This window comes from Dyadobacter frigoris, assembly GCF_005280585.1.
In the GTDB taxonomy this organism is placed as follows: Bacteria; Bacteroidota; Bacteroidia; order Cytophagales; family Spirosomataceae; genus Dyadobacter; species Dyadobacter frigoris.
Window position 1 is genome coordinate 255880 of sequence record NZ_SZVO01000003.1, and the last position, 22370, is coordinate 278249.

General features: G+C 37.9%; 19 protein-coding genes. 16 read left to right on the forward strand and 3 right to left on the reverse strand.

Going from position 1 to position 22370, the window contains the following annotated elements; translation table 11 throughout:
• The first annotated feature begins 3 nt into the window (after positions 1–3).
• The 13 genes from FDK13_RS08150 (at position 4) to FDK13_RS08210 (ending at position 15075) form a co-directional block, all read left to right on the forward strand.
• Positions 4–618 carry a hypothetical protein gene (locus FDK13_RS08150; protein WP_137339492.1) on the forward strand — a complete coding sequence of 205 codons (615 nt, stop codon included), beginning with the start codon at positions 4–6 and terminating at the stop codon, positions 616–618.
• A gap of 112 nt (positions 619–730) precedes the next feature.
• The gene (locus FDK13_RS08155; protein WP_137339493.1) at positions 731–2857 is read left to right on the forward strand and encodes a type IA DNA topoisomerase; all 2127 of its coding nucleotides are present in this window, start codon (positions 731–733) and stop codon (positions 2855–2857) included.
• A gap of 320 nt (positions 2858–3177) precedes the next feature.
• Entirely contained in the window at positions 3178–4152 is a 975-nt protein-coding gene (locus tag FDK13_RS08160; protein WP_137339494.1) for a sensor histidine kinase, read from the forward strand.
• A 107-nt stretch (positions 4153–4259) separates the two neighbouring features.
• Positions 4260–4895, forward strand: coding sequence for a response regulator (locus FDK13_RS08165; RefSeq protein ID WP_137339495.1), 636 nt, complete (start codon positions 4260–4262; stop codon positions 4893–4895).
• A gap of 21 nt (positions 4896–4916) precedes the next feature.
• Entirely contained in the window at positions 4917–6194 is a 1278-nt protein-coding gene (locus FDK13_RS08170) for a papain-like cysteine protease family protein (RefSeq protein ID WP_137339496.1), read from the forward strand.
• 30 nt (positions 6195–6224) lie between these two features.
• A complete protein-coding gene (locus FDK13_RS08175) occupies positions 6225–6620 on the forward strand; it encodes a hypothetical protein (RefSeq protein ID WP_137339497.1) in 396 nt (131 codons plus the stop codon).
• A complete protein-coding gene (locus FDK13_RS08180; protein WP_137339498.1) occupies positions 6617–7342 on the forward strand; it encodes a hypothetical protein in 726 nt (241 codons plus the stop codon). The genes FDK13_RS08175 and FDK13_RS08180 overlap by 4 nt, the downstream gene beginning before the upstream one ends.
• A 244-nt stretch (positions 7343–7586) precedes the next feature.
• Entirely contained in the window at positions 7587–9008 is a 1422-nt protein-coding gene (locus FDK13_RS08185; RefSeq protein WP_137339499.1) for an outer membrane protein assembly factor BamB, read from the forward strand.
• 106 nt (positions 9009–9114) lie between these two features.
• The gene (locus tag FDK13_RS08190) at positions 9115–9414 is read left to right on the forward strand and encodes a hypothetical protein (RefSeq protein WP_137339500.1); all 300 of its coding nucleotides are present in this window, start codon (positions 9115–9117) and stop codon (positions 9412–9414) included.
• A 317-nt stretch (positions 9415–9731) separates the two neighbouring features.
• Complete coding sequence (locus FDK13_RS08195; RefSeq protein WP_137339501.1) at positions 9732–13259, forward strand: hypothetical protein; 3528 nt, start codon at positions 9732–9734, stop codon at positions 13257–13259.
• 703 nt (positions 13260–13962) lie between these two features.
• Positions 13963–14217, forward strand: coding sequence for a hypothetical protein (locus FDK13_RS08200; protein WP_137339502.1), 255 nt, complete (start codon positions 13963–13965; stop codon positions 14215–14217).
• Positions 14207–14617, forward strand: a complete 411-nt coding sequence (locus tag FDK13_RS08205) for a hypothetical protein (RefSeq protein ID WP_137339503.1) — start codon at positions 14207–14209, stop codon at positions 14615–14617. Before FDK13_RS08200 ends, FDK13_RS08205 begins: the two co-directional genes overlap by 11 nt.
• A gap of 194 nt (positions 14618–14811) precedes the next feature.
• A complete protein-coding gene (locus FDK13_RS08210; protein ID WP_137339504.1) occupies positions 14812–15075 on the forward strand; it encodes a hypothetical protein in 264 nt (87 codons plus the stop codon).
• A gap of 311 nt (positions 15076–15386) precedes the next feature.
• Here FDK13_RS08210 and FDK13_RS08215 read toward each other — a convergent pair whose 3' ends face one another.
• From FDK13_RS08215 to FDK13_RS08225, 3 genes are all read right to left on the reverse strand, one after another.
• A complete protein-coding gene (locus FDK13_RS08215; protein WP_137339505.1) occupies positions 15387–16067 on the reverse strand; it encodes a Rossmann-fold NAD(P)-binding domain-containing protein in 681 nt (226 codons plus the stop codon).
• Between the two features lies 1 nt (position 16068).
• Entirely contained in the window at positions 16069–16641 is a 573-nt protein-coding gene (locus tag FDK13_RS08220) for a TetR/AcrR family transcriptional regulator (protein ID WP_137339506.1), read from the reverse strand.
• Positions 16642–16750: 109 nt separating this feature from the next.
• Positions 16751–19201 (reverse strand): TonB-dependent receptor, encoded by a 2451-nt coding sequence (locus FDK13_RS08225; protein ID WP_137339507.1) that lies wholly within the window; start codon positions 19199–19201, stop codon positions 16751–16753.
• A gap of 246 nt (positions 19202–19447) precedes the next feature.
• On the opposite strand from FDK13_RS08225, the gene FDK13_RS08230 reads away from it, so the two are divergent.
• The 3 genes from FDK13_RS08230 to FDK13_RS08240 all read left to right on the forward strand — a co-directional run bounded on the left by FDK13_RS08230 (position 19448) and on the right by FDK13_RS08240 (position 22207).
• Positions 19448–20491 (forward strand): sensor histidine kinase, encoded by a 1044-nt coding sequence (locus tag FDK13_RS08230; RefSeq protein ID WP_137339508.1) that lies wholly within the window; start codon positions 19448–19450, stop codon positions 20489–20491.
• A gap of 50 nt (positions 20492–20541) precedes the next feature.
• Positions 20542–21255, forward strand: a complete 714-nt coding sequence (locus FDK13_RS08235) for a LytR/AlgR family response regulator transcription factor (protein WP_137339509.1) — start codon at positions 20542–20544, stop codon at positions 21253–21255.
• Positions 21256–21499: 244 nt separating this feature from the next.
• Complete coding sequence (locus FDK13_RS08240) at positions 21500–22207, forward strand: DUF5683 domain-containing protein (protein ID WP_137339510.1); 708 nt, start codon at positions 21500–21502, stop codon at positions 22205–22207.
• Positions 22208–22370: the final 163 nt, after the last annotated feature.

Genomic DNA, 22370 nt, shown 5'->3' on the forward strand with positions numbered 1-22370 from the left:
GTCATGAATTTAGATGAATTAAAAATGAACTGGAAAACGCTGGATGAAAAATTCTCCGCGACACAAAAATTGACTGAGCAAATGGTTTTTTCAATGATGAAGGAACAATCAAAAAGTACAATAACTAAAATTCAGAACAGGCTTAAAAGAACTTCATACTTTTTTATCGGACTGTTGATTCTTTTTGCGGCAATTCTTGCAGGAAATCCGTTTGATTATTTTCATGTTTATGAATTCATTCCTACAATTTTGTATATATCACTGGTTTTCGCAGCACTTAAAATCATATTTCAGGAAATCCATAACATTCAAAAAATCACTTTAACAAAAAGTAATCTTCGTGAAAGTTTACAGAAAATTATAGCATTGCAGGAAAGGTTTAAGATCGTGATGGACAATGTTTGGAAAATCAGCATGAGCATTGGCTTTTTGTTTGGGCTATCGTTAATGGTCCGAAATTTTGAGAAATATGGCTTGTTCAAATCGGGTTTGCTGGTTGCAGGTTTTGCCTTTGTCGTTTTGTCAATGTTTATTTTGGCAAAATCAATTTTCAAAAAGTTGCCTGATGCAAATACAGAAGAATTAAAAGTGAATCTGGCCGAACTGGATTCAATTTGAGAAATAATAATTCCCAAAAATTCCCGACCTTTGCAATCCGAAAATTTATCAACAGTAAAAATCAGAATTCCGCAGATTGCCGGTTTTAAATAAGGAAATCTGACCTCAAAATATGAAAGTTTGCATTGCTGAAAAGCCAAGTGTAGCGAAAGATATTGCCGAAGTACTCGGAGCGAAGCAGCGAAAAGATGGTTATTGGGAAGGAAACGGCTACCAGGTAACCTGGACCTTCGGACATTTTTGTACTTTAAAAGAACCTCACGACTATCACGAACGCTGGAAATCATGGCGTTTGGAAGATCTCCCGATGATTCCTGCCAATTTCGGCATCAAACTTATTGACAATCCCGGCGCACTCAAACAGTTTGGCGTGATTGAATATCTGATCAAAAATTGTGAGGAAGTGATCAATTGCGGTGATGCAGGCCAGGAAGGGGAACTTATTCAACGTTGGGTTTTATTGAAAGCCAAATGCGCAGTTCCGGTAAAACGTTTATGGATCTCTTCCCTGACCGAACAAGCAATCCGGGAAGGTTTTGAAAAATTGAAAGAGAGCGACCAGTATAATAATTTGTATGCAGCAGGAAGCGCAAGAGCCATCGGCGACTGGCTGTTGGGAATGAATGCAACCCGGCTTTTTACGAAAAAATTTGGTCAGGGGAAAGTTGTTTTGTCTATTGGAAGAGTTCAAACGCCAACTTTGGCTGTTATCGTTCAGCGTCAGAAAGAGATCAATGCTTTTGTATCCGAAGAGTATTGGGAATTAAAAACGATTTACCGGGAAACGGAATTTACGGCTACCATTGACAGGATTAAAAAACTTGAAAAGGCAGAAAAAGGGCTTATTTATTTAGGCGAACATCCTTTTGAAATTACTTCTTTTGAAAGAAAAGAAGGCAAGGAAGGAAATCCGCGGCTTTTCGACCTGACTTCTTTGCAGGTTGAGGGAAACAAAAAATATGGTTATTCGGCGGAGGATACTTTAAAACACATCCAGAATCTTTACGAGAAAAAGTTCGTCACTTATCCGAGGGTTGATACCACGTATCTGTCGGAAGATCTGCATCCGAAAATCGCCGGGATTTTACAGGATTTAAAACCTTACGCTAATCTGACGGCGGTGCTTTTGCAACAACCAATCCCAAAATCCAAAACCGTTTTTGATGATAAAAAGGTAACGGATCACCACGCCATTATCCCCACAGGCGTATTTCCAAACCACGTCAGCCAGGATGAAAAACGGATTTATGACCTCATTGTCAGAAGATTTATTGCCGCTTTCTATCCGGAATGTAAGGTAGCTAATACAACCGTTATGGGGAAAGTCGGGCAGGTGGAATTCAAGGCGACCGGTAAACAAATTCTCGAACCGGGCTGGCGGGAAGTGTATGCCAATGACGCCTCCGCCAGAAAAGAAGCCGCCGACGAAGAAAGGATTATGCCAGACTTTGTCGTTGGTGAAAGTGGACCGCATGAACCAAGGATCCACCATGGAAAAACTTCTCCTCCCAAAGCTTTTACAGAAGCCACTTTGCTCCGCGCAATGGAAACCGCGGGAAAGCAGGTGGAAGATGAAGAAATGAGGGAAATTCTGAAAGACAACGGAATAGGTCGCCCATCCACACGTGCCAACATTATCGAAACCCTTTTCAAAAGAAAATATATTGAAAAGAAAAAGAAGAATTTATTCGCTACCCAAACCGGAATTGATCTAATCGATACCATTCAGAATGAACTTTTGAAAAGTGCTGAGCTAACCGGAAACTGGGAACGAAAACTGCGTTTGATTGAAAAAGGTGAATATTCAATGGAAACTTTCAAGCAGGAATTAATCCAAATGGTAGTGGATTTGACAAAGGAAGTTTTATCCAACCGTGGCGGTATGATCAGTATCGCCCAGGATGTTCCTGCACCGGTCGAAAAGGAAGAGAAAGTTAAAAGAGAACCTAAGCCGAAAGAACCCAAAGAAGAAGTTTCCATCGAAACATTAACTTGTCCGAAATGCAAGGAACATTTGTTAAAAAAAGGAAAAACAGCCTATGGATGCAGCAATTTCCAGGCTTGCGGTTTTAAAATTCCTTTTGAGTTAATGAGTAAAAAATTAACCGACAGACACGTTTTTGATCTATTGAGCAAAGGCAAAACAGTAAAGATTAAGGGGCTGCTAATTCCAGGAAGTGAAACACCTATTGATGCCAAACTAATCATGAATGGTGATTTTAATATCAGTGTTGAATAATATTTTAAATTGAAATAATATTATTTTTACTTTATTGCAAATCAAGGCTATTTATTAAAAACACTGCCTATCCACTGCTTTCACGGTTCCCTAAATTGAAATATTCTTTTGACGCTTAATAACTTATAGATACATAATTGCTTCTCAAAAAACAAAATACCTTTAACTAAATCACTGTTGCTAAACAGATTAAAACAAACTACTTTGGACGGCACACACGAATCCAAAGAACAGTGCACCCTTCATTCTACATATTTGTAATCCTGTTTCTTCACACTTGTACTTTGTGTATTGCACAAGTGCGACTTCAAAAAGTATTGGTGAATGGAAAGGAAATTTCATTTACCAAACAGCCTATTTCCCTGACAGCCGGAGCGCATGATATAATCCTTGAATTTGCTTCTCAAAAAAGAGATTCTGCTTCGTATTTGTATCGATTGAAAGGACTTGAAACTTCCTGGATATCATCACAATATCCGGTGGCGAGGTATCAGGATTTGACCGGCGGCTCTTACAAATTTGAAATCAAATGCCTGATACACAAGAAACTAACTTCTTATTCCAAAATTGAAATAATAAAGAAAAAGGCCTTTTGGAATGAAATATGGTTCATTCCTGCAATTCTTCTATATGCGTTGATCGTGATTGGTGTCGGGATTTATTTATTTCTTCTCTATGATTTCCGGCAGAAACTCAGGATGCAAAGTGTCAGAAATCAGATTGCTGCGGATTTGCATGACGAAGTCGGATCCAACCTGAACAGTATTGCCATTTTCGTAGAGATTTTACGCAAAAATGCTCCTGCAAACATGCTGCCGATCCTTGAAAAAATCATCGAAAATTCCACAGAATCGGTAACACTGATGCAGGATACTGTTTGGACGATCAACCCTAAAAACGATAGTATTTACAAGCTTTTCGATCGAATGAATTCCTTTGCTTCCCAGCTTCTGGCAGGCAAGGATATCGCCTTTGATTTCACCGTCCACGCAGACCTCAAAAAAGTAAATTTTACAATGGATCAGCGAAAGAGTGTTTATCTGATCTATAAGGAAGCCATTAACAATATTGTAAAACACGCCGAAGCTACGAAAGTCAACGTTACAATTGACTGGCAGAAAGATACCCTGAAAATACTGATTGAAGATAATGGAAAGGGTTTTGATACGAATACCAACTACGAAGGAAACGGGTTGCATAACTTTAAAGAAAGAGCTTTGGACTCGGATATTGCCTTAATTATTGAATCAGAAAAGGAAAAAGGTACCCGGATTAAAATGTCTGTTGAGCCCTGAAAAGGAGTCTGATATCCATAATATTGTTGATTTTTCAGGCAAAAAAAACATACGACTTTTGAAGCGTAGTAAGCGTGTACATTTAAATACCTCCCCGAGGTTTAAATATGATCCGAGTTGTGCTGTTTGAGGATAATAAAAATCTTAGAGAAAGCCTTGCGCTATATCTCTCAGGGACGGAAGGGATCTGGTTTTCAGGGGCGTTTCCAAATGCAAAAGAAGCGTGGCCGCTTATAAAGAAACATAAACCTGATGTGGTTTTGATGGATATCCAAATGCCTCAGCGCTCTGGTATAGAGGCAATGACCGAAATAAAGAAAAATTCACCTCAGACAAAAGTATTAATCCAAACCGTATTTGAAGACGATGATAAAATTTTTCAATCCATTTGTTCCGGTGCTTCGGGATACCTGATCAAAAGTCCTGATCCCGAAATTTATGTTCAGGCAATCCGTGAAGTTTATTCCGGAGGCTCACATTTAAGTCCGTCCATAGCACGCCGGGTACTGGAAATGTTTCAGCACCAGTTTGTTAAAAGTGAACACACCTACGTAGAACTTACCCAGCGCGAAAAAGAAATTTTGAGCTGTATGGTAAAAGGCCTGAGCTATAAAATGATCGCAGATACCTGCGGCATTGCATTCAGCACGGTAGCAACACACGTAAATCACATTTATGAAAAACTACATGTTAACTCCGCGCCGGAAGCTGTTGTGAAGGCGTTGGAGTGGCGGTTGGTTTGAACAATTTAAAACATTAAAAGCATGGGTAATTCTCCTGATATTCTCAATGTTCAGCAGATTCACACTACAATTTGTTGGGCAGCCTGTATTGAAATGATCGCCAGATGGATCACTCCTGAGGAGGCAAAAAACATATCTTTAAATAATACCGTCCCATTACAGAAGGAAATCTTAAAATCCTTCTACGAAATAAGGCCTCGCGCGATTGGAGAAGCCCCAATAAACGCTTCTGAATTAAGCATGCTTGCAAATTTTTGTATTACCAAAGACAACTATCCTCGTATTCCTGACAATCTTCCATACTTTACCATAATATTTAATAATTTGTTCAAGATTTCTTGTTATGAAATCACGCTTGATGGATTGCCACAATTTCAGTTTATTAAAAAAAAAATTGCTTCCAAAAATTCATTTATCCTGCGCCTAAGATATCCGGGCCTTTTAGGCAACGTACCTCATGCAGTAGTTGCTACCAAAACTGAATCACGCTATAATTTAAACCTGCTGAAAGTAAATGATCCGTTTGCTTCTTTTCAATCTAAAAATATTTGTGCGTTTTCTGAAGATACAAGTGGTTTGCGTAAAGGAGTAACGGCTTATCTAAACTATGCTGAATTAAGTTACATGAATTCAGCAAACTTTCTTCGGGGCTTCGTAAATTCGGTAAGTATTGTTTTCAACTTCGTTAAAGCACCATTAACTATTGATAGTCCCGCTACAATCCCCCTGGAAACATCTCAACCCGTTGGTTATAAATCCATTGACGAGATCGTATCCCTGGTTAAAAATCTGTTTAAAAATGGAGTTGTGTATAAGGATCAATATACGGTTCAAAGAAAAAAATTCACCCGGCAAGTTATTCAGACTTTTTTTCCATCTCTCCAGGACTTTCTAGCCAAGAGATTAGGTGACGAAATAGCGTTGATCCCAATACTTTATGGAGGTGAACAGCAATTTGATACGCTCATTTCCTTCGAAAACCATGCTCAAAACCCGTACCATTTTATAGGAATACGGGAAAGTTACTTTCCTACGCTGCGGCAAATAAAAGCTGATCAACTAAAAGGAGCTGACCTCAGGCTACAGGACTTTCAGGTAGATCATTCTGAGCCAAATTATTTTTTATTGCATTTACAACAAGTGGATTTCCGCTTTATGGTATTAAAAAATAGCCCTGAACTGTACATTTCTTTAACTCATTTTCCTGACGTTGGATTAAAATATCTGTCAGTATATTCTTATGATGAGATAAGAACCATACTTTTTAAATATTTCCCTCTCACTACGGATTCAAATTGACCATCTTAAAAATAACTAACCTTTAATCTTATGGCTGACAACACGCATTCCAAGAGGATATTGAGTTCATTGGACTTTCCCAAAGATGACAACATTCGATATCCTGCCAATCGCATACTGGTAAAAAAAACCAGGGTTTTCATTTTTAATAAACTTAATTCAGATCCTGTTGCAGACGGGATCCTAATAAGTATTGTAAAAACGACAAATGGTTCTTTTACTGTCAGAATTTCAAAGTATAAAAAGGGTCCGAAAATCAAAAAAGGTTTTGTGCTGCTAAGAGATATTCTGGAGCAAAAACTTTTATCGGGAGATTTTGATCTCTTATTGATAAATATCTGTCCCGGCCCACCACCCTACCTCTTGATTCTTGGCGGAAGTGATGGCGTAGGGGACGAAGGAATAAAAGTAAAGATACCGACATGACAGAGTCTGATTTTGGACATACGATAATAAAATTTGGCTACATACTTTTAGCCGCACGAGGAGTGATCTTATTCGCTTTCCTCGTGCGGTGTTCTGGCAAACCGGTTTCCAGATTATTAAAACCATTATTTTACTGGTCTATTTTTGCCTTTGTGATAGCACTTATCGAAGTATCTTTCATCAGCCTTGTTAATTCATTTCCAGACTTTTTCGTCCCCTATCTTGACAGATTTGATATACACGACACATTTTTCACTTCACCATTTTATTACTTAAACGAGATTTTATTTTTAGGTATATTTTTTAGTCAAATTTACGGTGAAAGAGCTGGAAAAATTATACTGATTACCTCCATTTCTCTCTTTGCTCTGGAAATTCTCAACAGCCTCTTTTGGGAAGGCTATAAGGACGCACAAAAAATCGGTTCATTTTCTGATAGTGTTTTTATCATCATTCTTTCTTTACTATTTTTTCAACGACACTTCATCAGCAAAATAAAAAACCCTTTGAGTAACGATGCACTTAACCTTGTCGTCTGGGGATTCTTTTCAATAAGTACATTTTCAATTCTAATTCTATTTTTCTCGGATCGGTTATTTGATGATTTCCCTACGCTGTTTTATCAAATCAGCATAGGCCGTATGATTATTGAAACAATGGGATTAATGCTAATTGCATATGGCGTGAGTATTTTTAAATCTTCATCGAAAATTAATCCCTAAATCTTTATTCTCACGGATTTATGGGTTAATAATTATCACAAAAACCCTCAATTACTCCTATCTTCCATCCCCAAAATTGTTGATTTCCCCTTCTAAAACTTCTTCCGAAATTTGATCTGTCAATCAACAGATTCTTTAAATCACATAATTTAACCTCCGACGAAATCCGTATTTCCGACGGCCAGAATTCCCATGTCTCCTCAATTTCCTTTCTAATTTTCTACACTTCCAAAATCTCAAAACAATGAAAACGAAAATCAAAATTTTTCATGCTTTGATAGCATTATTAATGCTATCCTCGCTCGTTTCTTGTAACAATGATGATCCCGATCCGGCGACCAAAAATTCTTCAAAAGCAATCATTTCTTTTAGTACGAATTCTTTAAATCCAGCCATAGCAGCGATTATTGACGAGTCTGCCAAAACGATAAAAGCGGATCTTCCGTCGGGTACCGACCTTACTAAACTTGCACCAGTAATTACTGTTTCGGATAAAGCAACGATTGCACCTGCATCAGGCGTTGTTCAGGATTTTACCAAACCTGTTGTTTATACAGTAACCTCCGAAGACGGAAACACACAGGCCTATACTGTTACACTTAAAATCGCAGATAACGGAACTGTCTATATAGGAAACCTTGATGGAATCTTCTATGCTCTTGATGCCTTGACGGGTGCTAAAAAGTGGGAATTTAAAACAGGAGATGCGATCCAAAGTACGCCAACGGTCGTTGACGGCATCGTATATTTCGCAAGCTGGGATAAAAAAATTTATGCGCTGGACGCTGCCACGGGAACTAAAAAATGGGACTCAGCGCCCGGTCTATTACAGCCGTTTGCAGCACCCGCCATAGAAAAAGGTTTGTTATACTATGGATGCGAACATTATCTCTTCGCTCTTGATATAGCCACCGGGGTAGTCAAATGGAAATTTCAGGACGATGAAGTATATAGCTGGCAAGCATCACCTACTGTTGTCGACGGGATTGTATACGCCAGTATCCGTGGAGGCGGTAGTAAAGTTGGTATCTATGGACTTGATGCTCTAACAGGTGATCCAAAGTGGAAAGCTGCTACCACTTTTATTACGGAATCTTCACCAGCGATCTCAAATGGTCAATTATATGTTGGGTCAGAATATCATGGTTTTAGTGCATTTGATATAAAAACGGGTGCAGTAAACTGGGAGTTTCCCGACGCCAGTCTTGTCAACTCTTCTCCAACTATCTCAAATGGCCTTGTCTATTTTGGCAGCGGATTATTTGGAACTGGGACCAAAAAAATTCTTGCCCTTAATGCAGGAACTGGTACTAAAAAATGGGAGTATCCAACAGACGAAGGCACGGTGTACTACTCATCTCCACTCGTTTCAAACGGGATCGTTTACATTGGCGGCAAGTCAAAACTTTATGCACTGGACGCCGCCTCCGGAGAAAAAAAGTGGATCATTGAGCCTGAACAAAATACCCTGATTTATTCAGGCGTGGTCGTAGCGAATGCATTGGTCTATATCGGTATTGGCAAAAAAGTTTATGCCTTTGACGCATCAACCGGAACAAAAAAATGGGAATTCCTGACTTCCCGAACCATTGACCAATCTTCTCCTTGCGTGACAGACAAGAACGGCAAAGTTTTTCATGCAGGAATTAGCGGAATGGTGCAGTAGTTCATCCACATAATTGTTGATTTCTCCTTTCCCATCTTCTTCCGAAATTCGATCTATCGAATCATAACATACTAACAATCAATACATTTTATTTAATCCTATCATCATGTCAACAAAAATCAACCTTGGACGGGCGCATCTGCTGTGCAGTGATGTAGTTCCTATGAATGATCGCATAGATCATGTACGTGAAGTTCAATTCAGGCTTCCGAAATTCAAAAAACCACCTACGGTTTCAGCCACTATTTATAGTATTGACAGTCCTGGAAACGTAATCGTAATTTGGAGTATTGAAAAAGATATCAGCGGAACCGAGACAATCATTACTATCTCGGCTACAAGTCCGGATGGAGTTGCCAATCCGTTTAAATATTTCTGCGACTATGTTGTCATTGGGGAGATATAATCAGAACAAACGCCTGGTATCGACAGCTAAATCCTCCTTTTTCTCTTTCAGAAATTTGCAATGATTCATACGCCGAAATATCGGGTTTTCAGTACATCCGACCTGAAAACCCGATCAATATGAATTCCTGGCTTCCTGCACCATGGGCATATATTTTCCCCGCATGACCGACAAAAACGCTAAGGCTTCCAATTTCGAAATGCGGCGGTTATGCATCCACATAATTGTTGATAATTACCCTGTCCCGGAGAATTTCACTTTTTCCATACTACGCAAATTGCATTAATTACCAATTCCATTTTCTTAAAAATACGACTATGAAAAATATAACAACGAGTAACAGTATTGCAGATATTTTGAGTTCAAAAGCTGAAAATCTTAGTCTGACAGAAGTCTTATCTCAAGAAATTTCATCTCTAAATGGAGTTACTGATGAAATGAAAGCTGCACTTGAAGCCATTAACATTAAAACTGTTTTTGATTTAGGCACGTCGTGGGTATTCGCAAACGCTCGTCAGCTACTTCTGAATTCTCAGGCAGGTGGTGGATTTAATCGAATTGGTAAAATTCCAGGTAATTTTTTAGATAATAGTTTTCCAACCGACATACCAATCGAAAAAATTGGAGATGCTGATATAAAATATCTGGTTGGTGTTGGGATTGTACCGGCGACAGCTATTGAAACATCTTTGGGTATAAAAACTATCAAGGAATTGGCTTTTTGGCAACCCGCTGAAGTTGCTCGTTTAATTGTGGCATCTTCAATGGGAACAAATTTAGGTTCAATTGAGGATACAGCGGAAGAATTAAGACCCAAATTTGGAGAATATCCAACACATAGGGTTTACTACGACACGTTAGTCATGCTTGAAATGAAAGGAACACCACAAGTAGATACTCCAATTATAGATATAAAAAGCAAAGGGGGAACATTATCACTAAAAGCAGCTATTGACCAAAAGGGACGATTTGCTCAACCCGCCATTGGTACTATACTAACTTTCTCTCAATCTTGGTATTCACAAGGAATTACACTTGGACAAATGGTTCACAGCTTGGGGCTTGCTCCTGGTGAGGTGACAAGAGTAGCGGTAATTGACTGGAATAGAAAAACGACCGGAAAGCAAACAGAAGCAATTGATGAAAGAGAAAAATTGGATAACCAAACAACTCACTCCCTAGCAACTCAGGAGGTGCAGGAAGCAGTCGCTAACGAAATGCAGGAAGGAGGTTCAAAAAGTAGTTCTTCATCTTCCTCGACCAGTGCGTCAGCTTCAATGTCTGTTGAGACGGGTTTATTAACCAGTTTATTTGCTAGCGGGGGTGCTTCCGGAAATGTTCAAACAGCCTCAACGGATGCAAGTGCCGAATCCTCATCCTGGTCTGTTGGGCATAGAGATATAGCAGCAAGCATGAGCAAAAATATTAACGATAAAACAGAGCAGCATTCAAATTCAGCAAGAAGCAGGAGGGCATCAGTAGTTAAAGAAGTGTCGCAATCTGAACACGAACAGGTGAGCACCAGAGTTGTTGCAAATTATAATCATATGCACGCTCTTACAATTCAATATTATGAAGTAATTCAAATTTACAGAACACTTGTACAACTTCATAAAGCAGAAAGATGTCTGTTTCTTCCAATGGAAATAATAGATTTTGAGGATGAAATTGTTTTAGAAAGATATAGAAGTACGTTGGCAAGACGGGCATTAAATTCAACTGCTTTTGATTTATTAATTGACGACACTTCATCCGTAACCCTTACACCTACTATTGACAGCAACAGCCTCTTTGTTTTTAACCCAAGTGTCGCTAGTAGCGTTGCTACAAATCCAGTCCATTCAAATTTGATGTTCATTAAAAGTCTAAATCTGAATTTAAGTGAATCAGATAACGCTAAAATAGATGCCTTCAAATCCGATTTTGGTGAAAAAGTCACGCCATCGATATCGAATGTATCAGCAATGCAAAAGCCTATATGGCAAAGTGATACTATTGCAAACATTTCAAGATTAATTGGAAAATCAATCTTACGGCCAAATGACAATAAAAGTCTGCATTTATCCGATAATACTTTTCTTATAAGGGTTACTGTCAAAGACATTGTACCGCTGCAAATAAATCTCCATAATATACAAACGGGAGACAATCTTATTTCCGTTCTAAATATGCCTTCTGTAGTAATGGAAAAGCCAATATTACTTTCAGAAATAGACAGTATTCAAATAGAGAAAACAAAAGATAGTAAACAAAGGGAAGGAACGGTAATACTAACTTGCTCATGTAACGGTAGTGTTTTTGATGTTCCGGTACCAGTTACATTGGGTAATGATATCGGTTTAAATGATGTGATAAAATTAAACACTGATAGAGAAGATAGAAAACGAAAAACCATAAAACACCTAAAAGAAAACGCAGATTATTACAGCAAAGTTATTTATCAAAATCTTGATTCAGCTGCGCTAACTATTTTATTCTCTCAATACAAATGGGGCGATAGGACATTGCTTGAATTAGTTGACCCTAAACCTGTTAAGGTAGTCGGCAACTATTTGATATTAAAAGCGCCAACTGATAGAATAGAAAACCTTAGAGAATTTGAAAATCAACCGACCGATATTCAGGAATGGCTATCTTTAATTGATAAATACAATATTAAAGTAGGTGAAACTTCAAATGAAAGATTGGTCCCAATTCCAACAGGAGGCGTATTTGCCGAAGCTGTGTTAGGGCGTTCTAATTCAGCAGAAAAATTAGACATAACAAGATTCTGGAATTGGCAGGATTCCCCTATTCCAATTTTGCCAACTGATATTGCACCTATACAGACAAGTACTCGAGGACAAGCGGAAGATTTAAAAGCAACTCCCCTTAGCTCACCAGTTTTAAATATTGTAAACCCAACAACACTACCAACAGGTAGCGATTTAGGAAGTATCCTTTCGGCTGTTTCAAATGGAAATATGTTTAGAGATATGTCGGGGCTTGCCGGTACACAGGGCTTGGTGAAAGCGGGTATGGAAGGTACTTTACAGGCAGCAACAGAATCTGGGCAATTAACATCTGCTAATATGAAAACTCAAGCACAAAAAGCAGTGTCAATGGCTCAGATAGCAGCAGATCTTGCAAAAAGTATCGTTAGTGCGGCAACTGGCGTACCTGCTGGTGGGGGAAGTAGCGTACAAGGTATTTCCGGTGATGGTGCAAAAATTAACCATGCAAAAAACATGGACGACAGAGGTGTGAAAAATAATATCAGCAGTAACACGGACAATACAAAAACACCTGATAATTCAAGCAGTCAAAATAATGACAGTGCTAACCAATCTTTTGGTAGCGGCTCTGGAACAAATGCCCCGCAGGGAGCAGGAAGCTTTGAGACAGATGCATTTAACAAAACAAATTGGGGTGGATTAGGTACTTCAGGTAATCAGTTTTATGATAAAGCATCTGATACAGGTTTACAATTAGCGAGTACATCTAATAAAATTAGCCTAACAGCCGTATTTTCTTTTTTAGAGGTCGTTTGTCTAAAGCAAATAACAGGTGGTGATAGTGATACTATCGAAATTATTAGAAATAAAGTTAAAATACGGGTCTTCGATATCAAGACTGGTGAAAGTAAATCTTTTGGTAGTAGTGGTTACATTGGAAAACAAACATTAATGTTTGACATTGGTGATTTAGTCGAATTAAAAGAAACAGACTCTTTGCCCGATATACTTCTAAAAGAATTTTCAATTACAAAGGAAGATATAACATCAGGGAAAAAAGAGATTTTATACAATGATAATTATAAGTTCAATTTCACTTTTCTATATTTGGACGATGCCACTATTGCCTAAGATATATTGGTATTTTTCAGAAATTTGTTGCTAATAAAGCATGCGTAAGCGGTAGCGTAAGCGGTAGCAACAAACAAACAGAGGCTTAAACGCATCCATGTATACTACGTTGCGTTTAAGCCTCTGTTGAACCAAAACTTCGGTGGCTGTTTTATGAGGTTTCAATAAGGTGGGGAATGTTCCAGAAATGGTTATCTGGCCAGTGAAATTGTTATTGCGTACTTATGATAGTTAATACCCAAAGTAATCGGGCTTATAGTTTTCAGAATACAATATAATATTTTTCTACCATTTTATACCTGTTGGGCAATAGTTTACCGAGCCTGACTTGCGGCTTTTTGTAAAGATCAAAAGACAATCCCTGCTGATTCTTTGCAAAAAGGAGGTGCAATGACATAGAGAAAGTGAGTTACCGAAGGTTTAGGCAAAACAGAGGGTTTTAATTTTAGTCCCATTAACACAAAATAATCTCATCATCAGCTAAAATCATTCCTCACGAAAAGTGTGAAACTACCTGCTTTCTAACTTTTTGTGAGGAAATTTTTGTATTCAATACTGTTTTCTGTTTCCATTTCCTCCCAATAATTCGACTCATACCTAGGATAAAGAAATACAAGTTTCCTTCCTGTCAGATAATCAAGTCCAATTGTTTCCAATCCGGAAAATCTTTGAATAATTATCAACAATTTAAATAAATACAACAATGGAAAAGAAAGTAGAAAATCAGTTTTTAGTATCATTGGAAGGTTTGCATCTGAGTGAGGATCAGAAAAAAAGGATCAACGAGGGAATTCAGGAAATTGTAATGAAGGAGCTTGCGCATATGGATGCGCTGAAGGAATACGGCGTAGGAAAGAAAAAAGGCCCGTTTGATTTTGGCGGCCTTCATCCATTTATCTGGGGAATATGGTGGGATGACGCAAGAAACAGAATTATCCAGATTGGAAATGGATTCTGACAATTTATCAGAAAATTCTCTGGACTGCCCAAGTTATGTTGCCAAACCAGGTGCTGATCTATTTGGGATTGTAGGCAAAAATGGGAAGGTGACTTATTTGAACGATACGATCAGGATTGACAAAACTTTCGTAGAGGAAGCACAAAAAGGCAGACGGGCAGAAGAACGTTTTCGTTTTTCGGGAAAATGTATTCAACAGGGATGCCATCAGTGGGAAGATGGGAAATGCGGTTTAATTCAAAAAGTTATTCAGCTTCACCAAAATCCGGTCAGCACTTCTGTACAACATTGTGCAATCAGAAATTCCTGCCGATGGTATGCGCAGGAAAAAGAACTGGCTTGTGCCAATTGTTCAGAGGTATTCAGAAACAGTGAAACGATGTTTCTACAAACTTTATAACTCCGATTTTTGTCAGAAGAATGTCAAAGATTTTCAATCATTTCATTCTTCTGACAAAATTAAAATATTTATATTTTCCCGGCCGGTTAATAAGTTTTTATAATTTTTGCAATTTCCGTTACAACCTTTTGCCATCATTAAGACTCTTTGTATTAGATTTGTATTAGTTTACAACTGTAAATTAAATTTTAGCTATGAAATCATTATCTACATTTATAATTGCTGTATGTCTTTTTGTACTTTGCCTGTTTGAAAAAGAGGCAAAACAGCAAGCCCTTGACGAACAAAAACTCAGAGAAAAATCTTCTGAAAATCAGGTAGTTAACAACCAAAAAATATTACTTCCTGTCTACGGAAATTCTCAAAAAAACAGTCTCATCCAAGGTCAGTTTCAGATTGCACAGTTCGTCGCATCCGATTCATTGAGCAGCCAAAGTCATACTTCGGAATCGCTTTAAATATATATCCACTTCATCAAATCTATAAAAAGTGCCAGATCTGGAGACAGATTTTGTACTTTTTATATTTTTTTTACTTTCAGCTCTACTTTTTTTCCTTTTACAAAATACCCGATGCACTAAGGAAATTACTGTTCTGAAAATGTTTTCATTTCAAACAGTAATTCCAATATCTTAAAACAGTAAATCAAGCTGGAAGTAAAAATATATACGCTAAAATTACCAATATACTACCTATCGGTTACATCAAATAGTCCAAAAAAATCTGTGTAAATTTGAGCTGTTAAACGACTGATGACTTCAATCAACTTTTACTCTTTACCAAACGCAATGATATCCGTTCCTTCCAGTATTTTCTTGCTATAACCTTTTGTTGCAGAATTAATCATTGCCAAACCCAGCTCTTTCATTGTACAAAAGCCGGTTTGGTAAATTGCACGTCCAATTGGAAATAACCAGCTAATGTATTTATAGAATTTATGCGTGTATTTTAATCCTTTCGTAGGTTTAATAAATCCTGGACGAAAGGCATAAACGGCTTTAAAAGGTAATTTCATCAAGTCGTTTTCAGTTTTCCCTTTGATTCGCGCCCAAGCCAGCCGGCCTTTTTCGGAACTATCAGTACCACCGCCGGAAATATAACAGAAAGTCATATCGCTGTTAATCTTGCTCAAAGTTTCCGCAACGTGTATAGTGAGCGTATACGTCATTTTGTAATATACTTCTTCGGAAATGCCAACAGAAGTAACTCCCAAACAAAAGAAACAGGCGTTATAACCGGAAAGCTGGCTTTCAATCGCTGAAAGATCAAAGAAATCCTGATGGATAATTTCTTTGATTTTCGGATGCGTTATTCCGCTTGGTTTTCTGTTTATAATCAAAACAGCCTCCACCTGAGGATGGAGCAAACATTCGTGTAAAACGCCTTCTCCTACCATTCCGGTAGTTCCCGTGATGACCGCCCTTATGGCCTTACTATTCGTCGTATCCATATTATTGTTTGATATTTGTAATCATTTCCCAAAGCAAAACAAAGGTTTCATCGATGACTTGTTTCTGTTTTGAAGCGGATAAATCGTTGCTGACCAGATATTGGTAAACTCCATAAAGCTGACTTCCTAATATCGTGCCGATCAAGCCGACCGGTAGTGATTTAAATATTTTACTCTTCACACCTTCACCTAAAAGGCCGACATGCAATCTCGTTTGTTTTTCTATATCTTCCGCAGAAACTTTTGCCAAATGAGGTGAAAAATGAAATTGCTGAATGAAATAAAACTCATCCCGATGAATCAAGGCCCATTGAAGCGATTCTTCATAAATTGTCTTCATTCTTGTTTCCAAAGTACTCTGATCATCAACTTTGGACAACAGATAACCGTTGAGATTTTCTTTAATCCTGATATATAACCCTACAATCAAATCTTCCTTTGTTTTAAAATAATGAAACAAAGTACCGTTTGCGACACCTGCTTCTTTTGCAATTTTACTCGTTGGTGTACCATGAAACCCAAATTCTACAAAGAGCTTTAATGCCGCTGCTAATATTTCTTTTTCCTTATCCATTCCAAAGACTGACTGATCACTCTATAAAAATACAGAAATAAAACCTGCTTACAAAATATAATTGAAATCATTTGTAAGCAGGTTAGTGATGGGATAACAATCAACAAAATTAATTACTCACCCGCTCTTTTTCATCATCCGTTCCGTTATTATTATACCTGCGTTTTCTGGCAAAAGTATCTTTTCCAAAACGATAAGTGAATGCAAATCCGATACGTTGTGTATCTGTTTTGCTCGTTTGAAAAAAGTCCGATTGTTTCAGGCTTACTGATCGGTTGTGATAAACCCAGGAATGAAAAATATCTTCGGCCGAAATACGGATACTGCCTTTTCCGTTCCATATCTTTTTCTGAACCGAGGCATTAACACGGTACATTCCGCCCGTTACCGCCTGGCCGGTTATATCGCGACTGGCATAATAACCTCCCAGTTCAGCGGTCCAGTTTTTGCCTAAAGTCAGGTAATTATTCATTTCAAATCTGGCGATATTCAATGCAATATCCAGATTTTCATTATAAACCGCCCCTTGCGTTGTTATATGAGAAAGCCGCAGCGTTGTGTTCATATACCACCATTTCGCAGGAGAAACAGACACGGTAGTATTCAACAGCAGCATATAACCTTTGGCAATATTTTCCGGTCGGCTGGTAAAAATACTGTCTACCACCTGGGTTGTCTGGAATATAAGGTCTGAGAAACGATTGTAACTCAATCCCATGTTCAAAAATTGTTTATGCTGATATTTCAACTCGATCCGGTCCTGATACTGAGGCGTCAGACGTGGATTTCCCGAGCTGTACGAATATTGGTCTTTAAAGAAAACAAAAGGATTAAGTAATTGATAATTAGGACGATTTATCCTTCGGACAGCCATAATCCCAAACGTATTGGATCCTTTATCATCCAGTTTGTAATTCAAAAAAATGCTTGGGAACAATCCTGTATAATTTTTCGTAAAAGTCATTTCATCCACCACTTCATTGCCCAATTGTCTGCCACGGGCGTGCGTATTTTCAACCCTTACTCCCAACTGCGCACCGAATCGCTTCCACGCTTTTTGTCCATTCAGATACGCAGCATTCACATTTTCGTTATATTTAAAATGATTGGATTTACCGTTATCAATCGTTTGAGAATTTCCATTGACATCGTAATAATCAAATACAAAATCATTATCAACAACGCTGGATTTGAAACCGGCTTCCATTTTCGCCTTGTTTTTGAAAGGATGAACATAATCAGCCTTGGCAGTATAAATGTTGATATCAGAAGGTATTTCGTATAAAAAACTGGTTTTGTTATTCAGTAACCCATAAGGCAGAAAAGTGAAGTTTTCTAAAACCTGATGGGCATTTGTTTTGTATTTCAAATAGTTAACATCGGCAGAAAATTCCCTGCCTGTTGTGTTAAGTTTGTGAAGCAAATTCAGGTTGATCCCCGTGTTCGTTCTCTTATCTGTGCTTTCTGTATTTCCGGAACCCGTGCCATTCAACTGGCTATCGGCATTGAAATTTGTACTGTTATAATTAAAATCACCGTTTCGTGTACCTCCGTTCAGGTTTACTATTACACCCAAAGTAGTTTTTGCAGTCGCAGCAAAATCCATCCCAAAATTCGCATTCAGCAAGTTATTTTTATTGACCAGGTTATTTACCAGACTGACAGTCGAAGTGAGCTGATTAGAGACGTCATAAAATCGTCGGTCATATGTATCCAGACTATAATTTTTTTCAAAACCATAACCCAGATTAGCAAACAAATTCACCTTTTTGTAATTGTAGTTCAGGTTAAGCGCATCATTACTCCTCACGTATCTGCCTATACTGATCCCGGCAGAAATATTTCCTGTAAAACCTCCTGCCCTGTTTTTCTTTAGACGAATATTGATAATCGCATTTCCGGAGGCATCGTACTTTGCAGGCGGATTGTCCATGAGTTCTATTTTATCCAGCATCCCGCCAGGCAAAGATTTCAAATAAGCGGCCAAATCCTGTCCGGACATATACGTGCTCCGACCATCAATCAAAACCAGCACACCACCTCTCCCATTCAGACTTATATCTCCGTTACTGCTCACAGAAACCCCAGGTGTTTTTTCCAAAACTTCCAGTGTATTACTGGTGGCACTACTGATCATGGCTTCCACATTAATCGTTGTTTTATCGATTTCCTGAACCATCAAAGGTTTTCTTGCTTTAACTGTCACCTCATTTAACGCAACACTTTTGGCCGGAAGCAAAATAATTACAGGCAGAGAAATCATAGGATGTACGCTGTCGATCGTAAGTGTCACACTCATAAAAGACTTTTGACCAACAGCAGTTATCGCAAGCATATAACTATTGTTTTCCAGATTAGTAAACTGAAATTTCCCGTTTCCGTCCGTAATTTCACCTTTTACCATACTTGAATCAGTTGTTCTTAATAACCGGACTGTGGTTCCCGGCAGCACCTCGTTTTTTGTATCTTTTATGGTTCCGGAAATGGTTTTATCGGTCGCCTGCGCCAGTACCAAATTTGTCAAAAAAAGAATCAGGAGTAATATGTTTATCGTTTTCATGGCTAAGTAATTTGTGTTTTTCAATGGTGATGAGCAAATATTGAATACACCGCTGGCCACATGAAATATTTGTGTTGTAACTTCCCAAATCACTGACAGAATGTGGTTTTTACGTGTCAAAACATTTTGAACTTTCAGATCAGCTTTCTGTCATGAATTCAGGGCGTTTCACCAGTTTTTTTGAAAGAATTAAATATATGAAGACAGTTTTGCCGGAAGTTTTAAACCGAGGCAAACACTATTATTATGAAAAATATAAAAGTTAATGACGGCAATGATCTGATTAGAAACGGAGCTTATTTTGTGCTCTCTGCTATTGTATCTGTGCCCATTTTTCTGGCTATTGACGCATTCATAAATGCCATGCATTTGAATGAAGACGAGGCAATTTCAGCAGCGGCAACGGGTTGTTTTCTGGGAGGCGTTTTTCTTGGGCGGTATTGTGCAGAGATATTAATGGCAGAAATCAAAAAGGTTTCAAACCTGCATGTGACCGCACTTTTCATACTGATCGTCGTTAATATAATCTGGATCTTTTACCATGCCGACTTCCCCTTTGAGAATCACCCGGCGCTCAATCTGCTTATGTACTGGGTTCCTTTTATAGCCGTAAGCGTACTAACGGGAATCCTGATAAAATTTATTCGATTCATGTCCCAAAACGAATTGAAGGAAGCACAGACTTCTGCGGCAAACAGCCAAAGTGAATTACATCTTTTGCAGTCACAATTAAGCCCGCACTTTTTATTTAATACACTGAACAATTTGTACGGTTTGTCCATAACCCAGCATGAGAAAATACCGCCTCTATTGCTTCGTTTATCTGATTTACTGCGATATTCGGTCTATGAATCCAACCAGAGTTTTGTGCCGTTAAAAGAGGAACTGGCCTACATTGATAATTATATTGAATTCGAAAAAATCCGTATTGGCGACAGGTTACTATTGAAAACTGATATAGAAAAAATTGACAGCACAAACATCAAAATCGCTCCGATGCTTTTGATTGTTTTTATTGAAAATGCTTTCAAACATTCCAAAAACACGGCGGAAGAAAATATATTTATTGATATTTCACTGAAAACGTGGAGCAATTATATTCTGTTTTCAATTAAAAATTCCCACAATAAAGCAGCAGTTGAAGAAGGAATAACGATTAATAAAAACAGCGGATTCGGACTGGCAAATGTCAAAAAAAGACTTGAACTGTTATATCCAAACGAAGCTGAACTGAACATTGAAGAAGATGAAATAACGTATAACGTCAACTTACGACTAAAAATAAAATAACCCTGAAAGTACGAACTGTCGAAAAGCCAACAACTAACGTCTAACAGCCAATGACTATATACAACTGCCTGATCGTTGATGACGAGCCTATTGCAAGAGATATCATAAAAAATTACTGCGGGCATTTGCCTTATCTGAACATCATAGCGGCCAGTGGAAATGCGTTGGAAGCGAAGGCAATATTGCATCAGCAAAAAGTTGATATATTATTTCTGGATATCAATATGCCGATTATGGACGGCATTTCTTTTTTGAAAACGCTAAAAAATCCGCCGCAGGTTATTTTTACAACGGCTTATAAAGAATATGCATTAGATGCTTTTGACCTTTCTGCCTGTGATTATCTGCTGAAACCATTTTCGCTGGAACGTTTCATTATCGCGGTTGATAAAGCCACTGAAAAATTACAGATGCAGTTTCCGTCCAATTCAGAAAGTAATGATGTAAAAACCGAGGATTTTGTTTTTATCAAAACAGATGGAAAGATATTTAAAATCCTTTATCCGGATCTGTTATTTGCAGAAGCCAAAGGTAATAATACGAAAATCGTCACGACGCAAAACACGTTAGTACCTGCTATAACTTTTTCGGCGATTGAAGACCTTTTGCCAAAATCGCATTTCCTTCGGGTGCACCGTTCGTTCATTATTAACAAATCCAGGATTGATCATATTGAAGGGAACAGGGTTTTTATCAATAATATAGAAATCCCGATCGGGGGAAATTACAGAGAGATTTTCCTGAAACAGCTTGGATTCTCCTAACGAACGAGACATAATAACAAAAATATATTCCTGTAAAAATCATATTATTTTCCTTTCCACCTGATATTTTTGATTTGTCAGAAAAATACAAACTATCTCATAAATTAAGTTAAAAACCACAAAACAGGCTATTTTAAATTATTACGACAGCTACTTTTAGCAAAAACGTTGAAAAATACCCAAGTCAAAAGCACGGAATATTTCAAATGTTAAAAGTAGTTAAAAATAAAATTTAATAACCGGGATGAAAAAGTGTGTTTTGCTATGGATGATTTTTTTATCATCAAATCATCTGTTCGCACAGGAATGGAAGAAAGACAGTATTTCAAAGAAAACTTCGATCGAAAATAAAGATTCTCTACATCCGGGAGTTTTATCGGGATCGGATTCTTCCAAAAAGAACAAAACAAAATTCGTTCCTATCCCTAAAAAAGCGGCACTTTTTGCTGCGATTTCCCCCGCCGGCGGACAAATTTATAATCGTGATTACTGGAAGGTTCCGTTGGTATTGGCTGCGTTGGCGGGAGGAACCTGGACGGCTGTTTATTGGAGAGTCCGTTACCAGGATTTCCTTGCCGGTTATCGTTCATTTTATGATTTAAGCGATCCGGATAGTAAAACCTATGGTCAGTTAAAAGACGGGCTTAACGCAGATTCTCAGTTGCCCGTTTTTTACAGAGGGGGAATTTTGAACGGTGAACGTGATGAGGCAAGGCTTTATAATATCAATCAGGTCAAAAAAGTAAAAGATGATTATCGTCGCTATTTTGAAACATCCGTTGTGGTCACAGCTGCGATTTATGTACTTGCTATTATTGAAGCCAACGTCGCTGCACATTTGAAAACGTTTGATATTTCAGATGATATCAGCTTTCACATTGAACCCAAAATGAGTCAGCCTTTGGTCAAACAACCCGTTCCTGGTATTCGTCTTGTATTCTCATTTCGCTGAGCTTTTATCTCTGCTAAACATACATTTATGCATTTTTCAAATTGATAAATAATTTTGGAACGATTATTCAACTATCCCGGTTTTTCTGTTGTTACTGTAATTTGTAACATGATTTTATAACAAGTAATAATTAATTACCTATTTGTTTAAACAACGGTTATGA

What these genes read in the sequence shown, in the direction of transcription:
- FDK13_RS08150 (WP_137339492.1), top strand. Translation starts at nt 4, where the DNA reads ATGAATTTAGATGAATTAAAAATGAACTGGAAAACGCTGGATGAAAAA.
- FDK13_RS08155 (WP_137339493.1), top strand. Translation starts at nt 731, where the DNA reads ATGAAAGTTTGCATTGCTGAAAAGCCAAGTGTAGCGAAAGATATTGCC.
- FDK13_RS08165 (WP_137339495.1), top strand. Translation starts at nt 4,260, where the DNA reads ATGATCCGAGTTGTGCTGTTTGAGGATAATAAAAATCTTAGAGAAAGC.
- FDK13_RS08170 (WP_137339496.1), top strand. Translation starts at nt 4,917, where the DNA reads ATGGGTAATTCTCCTGATATTCTCAATGTTCAGCAGATTCACACTACA.
- FDK13_RS08175 (WP_137339497.1), top strand. Translation starts at nt 6,225, where the DNA reads ATGGCTGACAACACGCATTCCAAGAGGATATTGAGTTCATTGGACTTT.
- FDK13_RS08180 (WP_137339498.1), top strand. Translation starts at nt 6,617, where the DNA reads ATGACAGAGTCTGATTTTGGACATACGATAATAAAATTTGGCTACATA.
- FDK13_RS08185 (WP_137339499.1), top strand. Translation starts at nt 7,587, where the DNA reads ATGAAAACGAAAATCAAAATTTTTCATGCTTTGATAGCATTATTAATG.
- FDK13_RS08190 (WP_137339500.1), top strand. Translation starts at nt 9,115, where the DNA reads ATGTCAACAAAAATCAACCTTGGACGGGCGCATCTGCTGTGCAGTGAT.
- FDK13_RS08195 (WP_137339501.1), top strand. Translation starts at nt 9,732, where the DNA reads ATGAAAAATATAACAACGAGTAACAGTATTGCAGATATTTTGAGTTCA.
- FDK13_RS08200 (WP_137339502.1), top strand. Translation starts at nt 13,963, where the DNA reads ATGGAAAAGAAAGTAGAAAATCAGTTTTTAGTATCATTGGAAGGTTTG.
- FDK13_RS08205 (WP_137339503.1), top strand. Translation starts at nt 14,207, where the DNA reads ATGGATTCTGACAATTTATCAGAAAATTCTCTGGACTGCCCAAGTTAT.
- FDK13_RS08210 (WP_137339504.1), top strand. Translation starts at nt 14,812, where the DNA reads ATGAAATCATTATCTACATTTATAATTGCTGTATGTCTTTTTGTACTT.
- FDK13_RS08215 (WP_137339505.1), bottom strand. Translation starts at nt 16,067, where the DNA reads ATGGATACGACGAATAGTAAGGCCATAAGGGCGGTCATCACGGGAACT.
- FDK13_RS08220 (WP_137339506.1), bottom strand. Translation starts at nt 16,641, where the DNA reads ATGGATAAGGAAAAAGAAATATTAGCAGCGGCATTAAAGCTCTTTGTA.
- FDK13_RS08225 (WP_137339507.1), bottom strand. Translation starts at nt 19,201, where the DNA reads ATGAAAACGATAAACATATTACTCCTGATTCTTTTTTTGACAAATTTG.
- FDK13_RS08230 (WP_137339508.1), top strand. Translation starts at nt 19,448, where the DNA reads ATGAAAAATATAAAAGTTAATGACGGCAATGATCTGATTAGAAACGGA.
- FDK13_RS08235 (WP_137339509.1), top strand. Translation starts at nt 20,542, where the DNA reads ATGACTATATACAACTGCCTGATCGTTGATGACGAGCCTATTGCAAGA.
- FDK13_RS08240 (WP_137339510.1), top strand. Translation starts at nt 21,500, where the DNA reads ATGAAAAAGTGTGTTTTGCTATGGATGATTTTTTTATCATCAAATCAT.